This is a genomic window from Bradyrhizobium algeriense, assembly GCF_036924595.1.
Lineage (GTDB): Bacteria > Pseudomonadota > Alphaproteobacteria > Rhizobiales > Xanthobacteraceae > Bradyrhizobium > Bradyrhizobium algeriense.
In genome coordinates, this window is the sequence record NZ_JAZHRV010000001.1 from 4276737 (window position 1) to 4289797 (window position 13061).

Genomic DNA, 13061 nt, shown 5'->3' on the forward strand with positions numbered 1-13061 from the left:
AAGGCTCCCTTAAGACCTTCATGAGCGCTGGCTCTAACGCTTCCGGGATGAAATAATCTGACTGGAACCGGGGCAAGGCGGCCTGTTTGGCCCTGCCCGCGCGTCAGGCACGGATTGTTGGAATGGCGACGCTTCCCGAGGACATGTCGGTCGCGATCGATGAGCTGGGATCGGCCATCACCGAGATGGAGTCGCATCTCGAATCCGTTCGCGCCGAGCGCGACGGGGCGAAGGCGCGCCAGGTCGAGCTCGAAATCGAGAATGCGAATCTGCGTCGGGAACTGAACCTCGCGCGTGAGCAGCAGAAGGCTTCCGCCGGCATCCTCAGTGTCATCAGCAGTTCGGTGGCCGATACCAAACCGGTATTCGAAAGCATCCTCTCCAGCATCAAGCATCTTTTTGACGGCGAGGAGAGCCTGATTTTCCTCACCAGCGAAGAAGGCCTGTTGCAAATTGCGGCCGCGCGCGGTGCAAACGCCGAGGCGGCGCGCGAGCGGTTTCCAATTCCGATTGAAGGAACCGCAAGCGAGCTTGCGATTCGCGAGCGGCGGCTGGTGCGTTCTGCCGACGTCCAGAACGATCCGGACGTGCCGATCGACCTGCGCGAGACCGCTCGCAGGATCGGGCAAAACTATTCGATGGCCATTGCGCCCATGCTCTGGGAAGACAAGGCAATCGGCACGATTTTCGTGGGCCGCACCTCGATGGTGCCGTTTGCGGACAGGGAGTGCGAACTGCTGAACGTTTTCGCCGATCAGGCCGTGATCGCCATCCAGAATGCGCGGCTGTTCGACGAGACGCGCGAAGCGCTCGAGCGGCAAACCGCAACCGCTGACATTCTGAAGGTCATCGCCTCCTCCCCTTCCGAAGTGCAGCCCGTCCTGGATGTCATCGTGAACAGCGCCGCCGAGCTGTTCGCACCGCACACCGCGGTGATCACGACGCTGCAGGATGGCAAACTGCATTGGCGCGCCATCGCAGCAAGCGGGCCGAGTTTTGACCACGAAAAGGCAAGGTCCATCTATCCGATCGCATTCGACCCGGACCGCTCCCCGTCGTGCCGTGCAATCATGGAGCGCCGGATCATAGAGATTCCCGATATCGAAGCTCCCGGTACGCCCGAGTTGACCCGCCGGGTTGCGGCGGCCGGTGGCTTCCGAAGCGCGACATTTGTGCCCCTGATCCATCGGGGTGAAGGCATTGGGACCATCAATCTGACCACCCCGCAAGCGGGCTTCAGACTGTCTGAGAAGCAGCTGACACTGGTCAGGACCTTTGCCGACCAAGCCGTGATCGCCATCGAGAACACGCGTCTGTTCAATGAGACCCGGGAGGCTCTGGAGCGGCAGACCGCGACCGCCGAGATCTTGAAGGTCATCGCCAGTTCACCATCGGACATCCAACCCGTGTTCGAGGCCATCGCGTCAAGCGCGAAGACCCTGCTCGGCGCATTCTCCACCACGGTATTGCGCTTCATCGGGGAAGAGCTTCACCTTGTGGCCTACACGCCCACCGATCCCGAGGCCGATAGGGCGCTGAAATCGTCGTTCCCGCGGCCGTTAGCCGAACTCCCCGTATTTGCACTGGTCCGCAACGGAAAAACGATCCAGTTCCCGGACACCGAGGCTGATGATGTGCCCCCCGCCAACAGGGAGTTGGCGCGGCTGCGCGGCTTTCGCAGTGTGCTGTTCACCCCGCTGATGAACCAGGGCACCCCTGTTGGTATCATCAGCGTCACCCGCGCCGAGCCCGGCGCCTTCGCGCCGCATCACGTCCAGTTGCTGCAGACCTTCGCCGACCAGGCCGTGATCGCGATCGAGAACACGCGGCTGTTCAACGAGACGAAAGAAGCGCTGGAACGGCAGACCGCCACCGCCGACATCCTGAAAGTCATCGCCTCCTCGCCCTCCGACGTGCAGCCGGTGTTCGACGCCGTTGCGTATAGCGCCAACCGGTTGATCGGCGGCTTTTCAGCCGCGATCTTCCGCTACATCGACGGCAAGATTCATCTGGCCGCCTTTACACCGACCGACGCGGCCGGCGATGCCGTCCTGCAATCTGCGTTCCCTGTCCCGCTGGACCAGTTTCCGCCCTACCAGCTGACGCGCAACGGCGCGCCGGCGGAATTGCCTGATACCGAACGCGAGCCGGCGGCGCGTGACATTGCGCGGGCCCGCGGCTATCGCAGCATGCTGTTCGCGCCGCTGATGAACGACGGCGAGGCCGTCGGCATCATCACCGTCACCCGCGTCGCGCCCGGCCCATTCGGCGAACAGCACACCCGCTTGCTGCAGATGTTCGCCGACCAGGCCGTGATCGCGATCAAGAATGTCGGACTGTTCAACGAGGTGCAGCAGCGCACCGAGGATTTGAGCGAGGCATTGCAGCAACAGACAGCCACGGCGGAGGTGCTTAAGGTGATCGCCTCATCGCCGACCGAAGTTGGACCGGCGCTGCAGGCGATTGTTGAGAGCGCTTGCAAGTTCTGCGATGCGTACGATGCCAATGTCCTGCTGAAGATCGGCAATGACTTGCACTTCAGCGCGCATCACGGCCCGATTCCGACGGGCCGGCAAGCCCGCCCGATCAATCGGGATTGGGCCACGGGTCGTTCGGTCGTCGACCGCGTTCCGGTGCAGGTTCCCGATTTTCAGGCGCCGGAAGCATCCGAATTTCCCGAAGGACAGCGGCAGTCCCGCGAACAGGGTCACCGCTGCACCTTGAGCGTACCGTTGTTGCGGGAGGGAGAGGCAATTGGCGCGATCGCGCTGCGCCGCCTTGAACCCGTCGCCTTCACCGACAAGCAGATCGCGCTGCTGGAGACCTTCGCCGACCAGGCGGTGATCGCCATCGGCAATGTCCGCCTGTTCGAGGAGGTGCAGGCGCGCACGCGCGAGCTCTCAAAATCCCTCGACGACCTGCGCACCGCGCAGGACCGCCTGGTGCAGACCGAGAAACTCGCCTCGCTTGGCCAGCTCACCGCTGGCATCGCCCACGAGATCAAGAACCCGCTCAACTTCGTCAACAATTTCGCGGCCGTTTCGGCCGAGTTGACCGAGGAGTTGAATGACGTTCTCAAACCCACTGAGTTCGCCGAGAAGGTCCGTGCCGAGGTCGAAGAACTGACCGGGCTCTTGAAGGACAACCTCGAAAAGGTTGTGCAGCACGGCAAGCGCGCGGATTCCATCGTCAAGAACATGCTGCTGCATTCCCGCGAGGGTGGCGGCGAGCACCGGCCGTCCGACATCAACGCGCTGATCGACGAGAGCCTCAACCTCGCCTATCACGGCGCCCGCGCCGAGAAGCCCGGCTTCAACGTCACACTCGAGCGCGATTTCGATCCGGCCGCCGGCCAGATCGACCTATTCCCGCAGGAGATCACCCGCGTCTTCCTCAATCTGGTCTCGAACGGGTTCTATGCCGTGACCAAACGCGACAAGGAGAGCGGCGCCGCCGGCTTCGAGCCGACGCTGCGGGCCAGCACCAAGGACCTTGGCGATGCCGTCGAAATCCGCATTCGCGACAACGGCGCCGGCATTCCACCCGAGGTAAGGGAGAAGATGTTCAACCCCTTCTTCACCACCAAGCCGGCTGGCGAAGGCACTGGGTTGGGCCTATCGATGAGCCACGACATCATCGTGAAGCAACATGGCGGCACCATTGACGTGGATACTGAACAGGGCCATTTCACCGAATTCCGCATCGTGTTGCCGCGAAAAAGCAATTTTGCAGAAAGGTCCAGAGGATAGCCGTGAGTGTTCTGGTTCTAGTTGTGGATGACGAGCCCGACGTGGAAGCGTTGTTCCGCCAGCAATTCCGCCGCGACCTGCGTGCACAGCGGTTCGTCATGGACTTCGCCAGGTCCGCGCCGGATGCGCTGGCGCGCGTCGGCTCGACCATCGAGCATTCGCTGATCCTGATCCTGTCCGACATCAACATGCCCGGCATGACCGGGCTGGAAATGCTGCCGAAGGTCAAGGAAATGCGGCCCGAGGTGCCGGTCATCATGATCACGGCCTATGGTGATGCCGACACCAGACGCAAGGCACTCGAGAACGGCGCAACTGACCTTCTGACCAAACCGATCGACTTCGTGACGCTGCGTCAGAAGATCGATGCCAGGCTCGAGCAAGCCGCATGACCGCAACAATCCTCGTGGTCGATGATGAGCCGGATCTGGAGGCGCTGGTCCTTCAGAAATTCCGGCGGCAGGTTCGCGAGGGTTTGGTCAGCTTCATATTTGCGCGTGACGGGCTCGAGGCGTTGCAGTCGCTCGAAGAGCATCCGCACGTCGACTTGGTGGTCGCCGACATCAACATGCCACGCATGGACGGCTTGTCGCTGCTCGCCAAGCTGCAAGAATCCGAGGACAAGAAATCGACCATCATCGTGTCGGCTTACGGCGACATGAGCAACATCCGCACCGCAATGAATCGCGGCGCATTCGACTTCGTGACCAAGCCGATCGATTTCGTCGATCTTGAAGCGACGATCGACAAGACCCTGCGGCACATTGAATTGCTGCGCGAGGCACGTCGCCGTCAGGCGGAAGCCGAGCGCGCCCATGCTTCGCTCTCCCGCTATTTCTCGCCCGAGCTCGCCAAGCGGCTTGCGTCCAGCGTGGGCGACAGCACGGAGGTAACCTGGCGCCACGTTGCGGTCATCTTCACCGACATAACCGGCTTCACCTCGCTCGTGGAGACCGCCGCGCCCGAACTCCTTGGAGAACTGCTCAACCAATATGTGGCCGGAATGACCGACGTCGTCTTCGCGCATGAGGGGACCGTGGCCAAGGTGATCGGCGATGCGATCGAGGTACTGTTCAATGCGCCCAGCGACCAGCCCGACTATGCGACGCGCGCAGTCGCCTGCGCGCAGGAGCTTGACGTATGGGCGGAAGCGTTTCGCGAACGGTGGAAGGCGAAAGGCGTGAATTTCGGCGCCACCCGCATCGGCGTTCATGCCGGTCCTGCACTGGTCGGCAATTTCGGGGGCAGCCGCTTCTTTGACTATACTGCTTACGGCGACGCCATCAACACGGCGGCGAGGCTTGAAGCGGCGAACAAGTTTCTCGGCACCCGGATCTGCGTCAGCGCGACAGTTGCAAACGCAGTGGAGAATTTCAGGGGCCGACCGGTGGGCGATCTCGTGCTGCGTGGGCGCAGCGAATCATTGCGTGCCTATGAGCCCTTATCGGCAGCGAGTTTCGCGGCGCTGGCGACATCGCAGTATGGCGAAGCTTTCGCCAGGCTTGAGGCCGGCGATGGCAATGCAATGCCGGCCTTTGCCGCACTTGTCGGCGCGCACGCCGAGGATCCTCTGGCCAACTTTCACCTGAAGCGGCTACTCAACGGCGCGAAGGGTGTCCGAATGCAGCTTGAATAGTTAGGCAGCCCTACTCCGCCATCTCCGCCGGCGTCGAGGGGCCGGCGAGCGGCCGTTCCTCCATGAGGATGATGCAGAGCGCGGCACAGGCCAGCAGCGCGGTGGCGGCGCCGAACACATAGTGGAACGCGGTGATCATGTCGGCTGCGGGAATTGCGTTCGCCGGTCCGCGGTGTTCGCCGAGCGAGATGCCCGCGCCCAGCGCCATCAGGAGGATCGCGCTGAAGGCGGCGACCATGAACGACGACATCAGCGAGCGGAAGAAATTCATCGCACCCGTCACGGTGCCGATCTGCGCGCGCGCCACCGCGTTCTGCAGCGAGACCACGCTGACCGGGAATGTCGTGCCGAGCCCGAGCGCGAACAGCGACAGCACGACCAGCAAGCCCCACAACGGCAGCGTCGTCACGGTCAGCACCGCACCAAAGATCGTCGCCGCGGACGTGCCGGCGATAGCGACGCGCTTGTAGTGTTTGGCGCGCGCCATGGTCCGTCCGGCGATCGCCGCACCGCAGGTGGAAACCGCGGCGAGCGGGATCAGCGCAAGCCCCGCTTCGCTCGCGGTCAAATGATAGACCACCTCGTAATACAGCGGCAGGTGCACGGTGAGTGCGGTGATGGCGCCCAGCGCGCAGCCGCCGGCCGCCATCGCGTAGGGCACCACCGTTCCACCCAGCAGCGGCAGCGGCAGAAACGGCTCCTCGGCATTGCGCGCGTGCCAGACGAAGCCGAACGCCAGCGCGACAGCCGCGCCAATCATCGCCATGATCGCCGGCGACTGCCAGGCATACCGGTTGCCGCCCCAGGTCAGCACCAGCATGACGACGACCGCAGACGCCATCAACAGCACGCCGCCGAGCCAGTCGACCTTGCGGCGGCGATGGAACACGGGGATCTTGCCCATCTTTGGCAGCAGCAGAAACAGCGCGCCGACGGCGAGTGGCACGTTGATCCAGAAGATCATCGACCAGTGCAGATGCTCGGCGAACACGCCGCCGAGCACGGGGCCCATCAAGCCTGCCGCCATCCAGACGCCGCTGAAATAGGCCTGATACCTGCCGCGCTCGCGCGGTGAGACCACATCGGAGATCACGGTCTGCACGACCGGCATGATGCCGCCGCCGCCGAGCCCCTGCAGGCCGCGCGCGACGATCAATACCGGCATGTTCGGCGCCACCGCGCACAGGATCGAGCCAACCGTGAACAAGACAAGCGAAACGGTAATCATGACGCGGCGGCCGTAGATGTCGCTCAGCGTGCCGAACACCGGCGCCACCGCCGTCGAGGCCAGGAGATAGGCCGTGATGACCCAGGACAGGTTGCTGACGTCGTTGAACTGGCGGCCGATGGTCGGTAGCGCCGTCGCCACGATGGTCTGGTCGAGCGCGGCCAGGAACATCGTCAGCAACAGGCTCATCAGGATGGTGCGAACCTCGTCGGGGCTCAAGGGCGCAGGTGGCGCAATCGGCGGTGCATCGCTGACATCGATGACCTCCGTCGTGATGCGCGATAGTTCGCTGCCGATATCGTCAGGCAACGTCGTCTGGTCGGCAGGCTCGCGGTCCTGCCGTTGGTGCTTGTTCATGTCCGACGTAATATTGTTCTGCGCGGCCAAAACCGCCGAGATGGAATCGCCATATCGCCCGCACCTTAGAGGGTAAATTTTCCTTGCGGCAGACGCTTGCGCGCATGGGAGCATCCCGCGAAGGCACCATCGCAATCCCGTGATCGTACGGGACGATACGGTCCTCGCAGGAAACTGGACCCTCTAGGAGTACACCAGCGATACTTCGCCGGTTGGACCGGGGTGCACCAGACGAAGTCGCACGACATACTGACGGCCTCTGAAGAGCTTGTGGCTGATCGCAGCGTTTCGCTCTTCGCCGCTATCGTCGTCGCCCGAGACATAGCGCGGCATACCGTCGATGACTTCGTACAAGACAAGCGTCGTGTCCGACGCCCCCTTGGTCTCGATCGTGTACTTCCTGGACGACGCCGGTTCGATGACGAAGTCGATTTGCTTGCCGGCGTCGAGCGAGACGACCACGGGCTTTAACGCGTGCAGCCTGTCCGGTGACTTTTTCAGCGGCGGGTACCATTTGCGGACCCATTTCTTGTCGGCCGCCGACAGCGTTCCCGGCGGAAACAGACCTTCGGCCTCATACCGCTTGGGCTCGGCGATGAGGCCCGGGTCGAATTCATATTCCATGATCGACTTCGGATCCCATTTTGATCCCTGTACCTGCTCCAGCGAGAGTTTCTGTAGAATGTTGTCAAACGTCTCTTTGCGAGTCCACTCGTTGGGCGGCGCTTTGAGGTTCTTGTAGACGGCCTCCTCGTGCCATTTGATTCCGGCAAATGGATTCTGGTGCTCATGCTCCATGCCGAGCACATGGCCGATCTCGTGCAGCGCGGTCGAGCGGCCTTCCTTCGTGGTGAGGCTCCAGCCATAGACCGTCGTCGGCTGGGTCAGCGGATCGTTCAGCACTTCACGGCCGACACTCGAATAGGAGCCGCCGTCCTTTACCGAATAGCCGATCCGCACCTCGGCTTCCCTGAGTTCCTTCACCTCCTTGAACTGCAGCCCGATTCCGACGCGCTTCCATCGGGCGAAGGCGTTGCGGATCGCGGCCGCCTGCCGTTTCGGAACGGCGAAATGCCCCGACGTGAAGAAGCAATAATGCAGTACTGTTCCGTTCATCCATTTCGATTGCGAGACCATGATCGAACGCGCGCGGATCGGATCGGCCATTACGGTGGCGCTGAGTGGGCGAACCGTACGCGGCGCCAGCGCACACAGGCGCATGGCAGATTTCGTGACAGGAACGGCAGATTTCTTTTTGGCTGTCTTCTTGTAGGTCGGGTTCCGGGTCTTCCTGGCGTGAGCACGCGGCATGTCGGCTCCCCCTCAAAATTCATCCTTGAAAATCAATCTGTCGAAAATACAAGCCAAGGTAGCGTCCGGGCCAAGTCAAATCAAGGCGGGGTCAGCCGGCCTGCGCGAACACGTCCGAAACGTCCGTCGTCCGCGGAGGGTCCGGCGCACCGCGTCAGCGCCTGCCGTTTACGGCCGCCACACTCAAACTTTGGGCCGCTTCTTCAGACGCGCCCGGTTCGGCAACAGCGCCGGCCATTGCACAATATGGTCTTCGAGGTCTTCGTCCGGAATCTCGTCCTCGGTGCCCAGCACCCTGCCGCGCACCGAAACCCCGGCTTCATGCACGGTGTTGGGGTCCCCCGAAATCAGCGGGTGCCACCAATAGAGATCGCGTCCCTCCGCGACCAGTTTGTAGCCGCAGCTCGGCGGCAGCCAGGTCAGGGTGCGGACGTTCTCGGGCGTCAGGCGGACACAATCCGGAACCTTGTCGGAACGGTTATGGTAGTCCTTGCAGGCGCATAGGCCGGAATCCAGCAGCTTGCAGGAAACATGGGTGAAGTAGATTTTCCCGGTATCCTCGTCCTCGAGCTTTTCCAGGCAGCAGCGCGCGCAGCCGTCGCACAGGCTTTCCCATTCGGCGCTGGACATTTCCTCCAACGTCTTGGTTTTCCAGAAGAATCCCTCCTGGCTGGAAGCTCGCTTGGGCGGTGCGGTCATGAAGTCGGTTGGTCTACGGCTCGAGTTCGGTTGCAACCCTTCTAGGAGGTCCGGCGACAGGGGCGCAAGCCGGCTGACTACGGGCACAAAAAAGGGTGGCAACGCGTTAGGGCTGACCACCAAAATGGTGAGCGAGAGCATTGGTTTATAGCCCCCGCTCGGATAGAACAATTGCGAGTCCCCAAGCGTCCTAAAAGCGCCTTGGGTTTGCCGCAACAACAAAGCATGACGTCTCGACAGCGCCCGGCCGGGTGCGTGAGCGTTTTGAACGATCAAGGGTCCCGGTGCGCCAGATCCTACCTCCGCAGTGGAATCAGAAGATCCGGAACTTCCTTCTGGATCTGGATGCGCGCATCGATTCGACGCTGTTCTCGTCGGGCAAGGGCCTGCGCGAGTTGTACGAGCGCTACTCCACCTTCATGGACCGCTTCTATGTCGGCCGCTGGAAGCGCTGGGTCTTCATCGAACCGTTTTCGGAAGCCGCCACGATCGGCCTCGGCGGGCTGATCGTGATGCTGGCGCTCGCGATCCCCGCGTTTCGCGAAACCGCCGATGACGACTGGCTGAAGAAATCCGATCTCGCAGTATCGTTCCTCGACCGCTACGGCAATCCGATCGGCAGCCGCGGCATCAAGCACAATGACTCGATCCCGCTGGAAGACTTTCCGGACAATCTGATCAAGGCGACGCTCGCCACCGAAGACCGCCGCTTCTACGACCATTTCGGCATCGACTTCCCCGGCACCGCGCGCGCCCTCGTCACCAACGCGCAGGCCGGCGGCGTGCGCCAGGGCGGCTCCTCGATCACGCAGCAATTGGCGAAGAACCTGTTCCTGAGCAACGAGCGCACCATCGAGCGCAAGGTGAAGGAGGCGTTTCTGGCGGTCTGGCTGGAGACGCGGCTGACCAAGAACGAGATCCTGAAGCTCTATCTGGACCGCGCCTATATGGGCGGCGGCACGTTCGGCGTCGACGGCGCGGCGCATTTCTACTTCAACAAGTCGGCGCGCGACGTCAATCTCGCTGAATCCGCCATGCTGGCCGGCCTGTTCAAGGCGCCGACCAAATACGCCCCGCACATCAACCTGCCCGCCGCCCGCGCCCGCGCCAACATCGTGCTCGACAACCTCGTCGATGCCGGCTTCATGACCGAAGGACAGGTGTTCGGTGCGCGGCGCAATCCGGCGATGGCCGTCGACCGCCGCGACGAAAATTCACCGAACTATTACCTCGACTACGCCTTCGAAGAGATGCGCAAGCTGGTCGACACCTTCCCGAAATCCTATGTCGAGCGCGTCTTCGTGGTCCGCACCGCGATCGACATGAACGTGCAGCGCGCCGCCGAAGACGCCGTCGAAAACCAGCTCCGCCAGTTCGGCCGCGACTATCACGCCACGCAGGCCGCCACCGTGGTCGCCGATCTCGATGGCGGCGTCCGCGCCATGGTGGGCGGCCGCGACTACGGCGCCAGCCAGTTCAACCGTTCGACCGACGCCTACCGGCAGCCGGGCTCCTCGTTCAAACCCTATGTCTACACCACAGCGCTCTTGAACGGTTACAAGCCGTCATCGATCGTGGTCGACGGTCCGGTCTGCATCGGCAATTGGTGCCCGCAGAACTATGGCCACTCCTATTCCGGCTCGGTGACGCTGACCCAGGCGATCACCCGCTCGATCAATGTCGTGCCGGTGAAGCTGTCGATTGCGCTCGGCGGCAAGTCGCCGAACCCCGCCAAGGCCGGCCGCGTCAAGATCACCGAGGTGGCGCGGAAGTTCGGCCTCACAGCCCCCCTGCCGGATACGCCGTCGATGCCGATCGGCTCCGATGAAGTCACCGTGCTCGAACACGCGGTCGCCTATGCGACGTTCCCGAACAAGGGCAAATCCGTAAAGCCTCACGCGGTGCTGGAAGTGCGCACCGGCGCCGGCGATCTGGTCTGGCGCTTCGACCGCGACGGCAAGAAGCCGGTGCAGGCCATTCCCGCCTCCGTCGCCGCCGACATGGCGTGGATGATGAGCCACGTCGTCAGCGAGGGCACCGCCCGCCGCGCCGCCCTCGACGGCATTCCGACCGCGGGCAAGACCGGCACCACCAACGCCTACCGCGACGCCTGGTTCGTCGGCTATACCGGCAACTTCACCTGCGCGGTCTGGTACGGCAATGACGACTACTCGCCGACCAACCGCATGACCGGCGGTTCGCTGCCCGCGCAAACCTGGCACGACATCATGCTCGTCGCCCATCAGGGCGTCGAGGTGAAGGAAATCCCCGGCATCGGCATGGGCACGAAACTGCCGCCGCCCGCCCAGCCTGCCAACGTCGCGGCCAACAGCGCGGCACGGGTGCTGGAGACCAAGCCGGGACCGCCGCCGGTATTGACCAAGCGCGGCGCGGATATTCTGGTGCGCGTCGAAAAGCTGCTCGACGAGGCCGGCAAGGCCGCGGGCAAGACCTCGTCGAACGATCAGAAGCAGCCCGCCAAGCCGGTCACATCAGGCGCGCTGGCCTTCCCCGAGAATTATATCGCGGCCGCTGGCGACCAGCCTGCACCGGCGCAGCGGAAGAATTAAAAGGCATGATCCGGCAGAATGTTAACCGGCTTTCCTCGGAGCAGATGCGAGGCGTCTGCGCCGATATGCTCACATCAAAAGAAACGCTTCAGGTTTCGGATGAAGCCGGTTCAACCGGAATCTGATGTCGTGAGATTTCGGAGCACTGGCCCGTGCGGCTGATCTTCATCATCTTGCTGGCGTTGGCGCTTGCCACGGCCGTCGGTCTCGGCTCGACCTACATGACGGCGACGCGCGGCACCGATCTCGGCACGCTCACGATCGGCGCCTGGACCGCGCGGCCCAAGAGCGGCACCGCCGAGGTCGATCCCTATTCGCGCGCCTCGATTGCCCGCAGCGGCGAACTGCCGATCGGCACCGGTGACGGCATCGCCTTCTCGGCCACGTCAGACGACAAGAACAAGCCGCTCGACGGGCGCTGCGACGTGGTTGTCAGCGGGGTGACGCCGGCGGCCCGGTTCTGGACGCTGACGCTGTTCGACCGCAAGGGCCATCTGGTCGCCAATTCGCTGCAGCGCTATGGCTTCACCAGCCAGGAAATCGTCCGTGGCTCCGACGGCGCGTTCGAGATCCGCGTGGCGGCGCGGTCGCGGGCCGGAAACTGGCTGCCGACCGGCGGCATCGAGCGCTACGCGCTGATGCTGCGGCTCTACGATACGCCGGTCGGCGTGGCGACGCGGACGCAGCGCGACGCGCCGATGCCTTCCATCACGACGGTAGGCTGCCCATGATCCGGCTGGTATTCACCATCATCGCGGGCGTGCTGCTGGGCGGCGTGGTGCATCTCGTCAGCGTGCTGGCGCTGCCGCGCATTGCCACCCAGGACGCCTATTCGCGGCTGACGCCGATGACCAAGGAGAACGCCGTCACGGCGCTGCCGCTCGCCGAGCCCAACAACGCGCCGATGCCGTTCATGGACCCGGCCTTTGCGGTCGCGATCTGCCGCTATGACCTTACCGGCGGACCGATCAAGCTGACGGTGCCGGTCAGCCAGGCCTATACCTCGGTGTCGTTCTATACGCGCAATGAGGTCGCCTATTACGCGATCAACGACCGCTCCGCCGGCCGCAAGGTGATCGAACTCGACCTGATGACGGAAGAGCAGCATTCCGAATTGCCGGAGGATGAGGAAGTCACCGCCGCCGACCGGCTGATCATCGACTCCCCCACCGCGACCGGCCTGATCGTGCTGAAGGCCTTGGCGCCGGAGCCCGGCTTGATGCCGCAGGCGCAGGCCTCGCTCGCGGCGTCGCAGTGCACCGTGCAGACCGAGCCGCCACCTGCCAAGCAACCCGAACCGGCGCCGCCTCCCCCGGCCCCTGCGCCACGGTCCAAGCGCTGATCACTGCCTAGAGCAGGATGGGTTGGAGTCGAATCGATTCGCCAGTAGCGCGAAGCTGACGATCTCGTGTCCCGGACGCAGTGCAGATACTCGTCGACGGTACACGCAGGGCCCAGACAAAAAATCGCGAAAACAACCCCATGCAAAGTAGAATGGGTCCCGGCTCGCA

9 protein-coding genes are annotated in these 13061 nt (G+C 63.2%); 6 read left to right on the plus strand and 3 right to left on the minus strand.

What is annotated here, in order from left to right; genetic code table 11:
* Positions 1 to 122: 122 nt before the first annotated feature.
* The 3 genes from V1286_RS20885 to V1286_RS20895 are packed head-to-tail and all read left to right on the plus strand — an operon-like array spanning position 123 to position 5385.
* Complete coding sequence (locus tag V1286_RS20885) at positions 123 to 3749, plus strand: GAF domain-containing protein (protein WP_334482193.1); 3627 nt, start codon at positions 123 to 125, stop codon at positions 3747 to 3749.
* Between the two features lie 2 nt (positions 3750 to 3751).
* Complete coding sequence (locus V1286_RS20890; protein ID WP_334482194.1) at positions 3752 to 4141, plus strand: response regulator; 390 nt, start codon at positions 3752 to 3754, stop codon at positions 4139 to 4141.
* Positions 4138 to 5385, plus strand: coding sequence for an adenylate/guanylate cyclase domain-containing protein (locus V1286_RS20895; RefSeq protein ID WP_334482196.1), 1248 nt, complete (start codon positions 4138 to 4140; stop codon positions 5383 to 5385). The genes V1286_RS20890 and V1286_RS20895 overlap by 4 nt, the downstream gene beginning before the upstream one ends.
* A 10-nt stretch (positions 5386 to 5395) precedes the next feature.
* Here V1286_RS20895 and V1286_RS20900 read toward each other — a convergent pair whose 3' ends face one another.
* The 3 genes from V1286_RS20900 to V1286_RS20910 form a co-directional block, all read right to left on the minus strand.
* A complete protein-coding gene (locus tag V1286_RS20900; protein WP_334482197.1) occupies positions 5396 to 6970 on the minus strand; it encodes an MDR family MFS transporter in 1575 nt (524 codons plus the stop codon).
* Positions 6971 to 7153: 183 nt separating this feature from the next.
* Positions 7154 to 8281 carry a M12 family metallopeptidase gene (locus tag V1286_RS20905; RefSeq protein ID WP_334482199.1) on the minus strand — a complete coding sequence of 376 codons (1128 nt, stop codon included), beginning with the start codon at positions 8279 to 8281 and terminating at the stop codon, positions 7154 to 7156.
* 183 nt (positions 8282 to 8464) lie between these two features.
* Positions 8465 to 8980: a YcgN family cysteine cluster protein gene (locus V1286_RS20910; RefSeq protein WP_334489811.1), complete on the minus strand. Its 516-nt coding sequence runs from the start codon at positions 8978 to 8980 to the stop codon at positions 8465 to 8467.
* Between the two features lie 284 nt (positions 8981 to 9264).
* On the opposite strand from V1286_RS20910, the gene V1286_RS20915 reads away from it, so the two are divergent.
* From V1286_RS20915 to V1286_RS20925, 3 genes are all read left to right on the plus strand, one after another.
* Entirely contained in the window at positions 9265 to 11550 is a 2286-nt protein-coding gene (locus V1286_RS20915) for a transglycosylase domain-containing protein (protein ID WP_334482201.1), read from the plus strand.
* Between the two features lie 152 nt (positions 11551 to 11702).
* The gene (locus V1286_RS20920; RefSeq protein ID WP_108513064.1) at positions 11703 to 12281 is read left to right on the plus strand and encodes a DUF1214 domain-containing protein; all 579 of its coding nucleotides are present in this window, start codon (positions 11703 to 11705) and stop codon (positions 12279 to 12281) included.
* Positions 12278 to 12892, plus strand: coding sequence for a DUF1254 domain-containing protein (locus V1286_RS20925; protein ID WP_334482204.1), 615 nt, complete (start codon positions 12278 to 12280; stop codon positions 12890 to 12892). Before V1286_RS20920 ends, V1286_RS20925 begins: the two co-directional genes overlap by 4 nt.
* Positions 12893 to 13061: the final 169 nt, after the last annotated feature.

What these genes read in the sequence shown, in the direction of transcription:
- V1286_RS20885 (WP_334482193.1), top strand. Translation starts at nt 123, where the DNA reads ATGGCGACGCTTCCCGAGGACATGTCGGTCGCGATCGATGAGCTGGGA.
- V1286_RS20895 (WP_334482196.1), top strand. Translation starts at nt 4,138, where the DNA reads ATGACCGCAACAATCCTCGTGGTCGATGATGAGCCGGATCTGGAGGCG.
- V1286_RS20900 (WP_334482197.1), bottom strand. Translation starts at nt 6,970, where the DNA reads ATGAACAAGCACCAACGGCAGGACCGCGAGCCTGCCGACCAGACGACG.
- V1286_RS20905 (WP_334482199.1), bottom strand. Translation starts at nt 8,281, where the DNA reads ATGCCGCGTGCTCACGCCAGGAAGACCCGGAACCCGACCTACAAGAAG.
- V1286_RS20910 (WP_334489811.1), bottom strand. Translation starts at nt 8,980, where the DNA reads ATGACCGCACCGCCCAAGCGAGCTTCCAGCCAGGAGGGATTCTTCTGG.
- V1286_RS20925 (WP_334482204.1), top strand. Translation starts at nt 12,278, where the DNA reads ATGATCCGGCTGGTATTCACCATCATCGCGGGCGTGCTGCTGGGCGGC.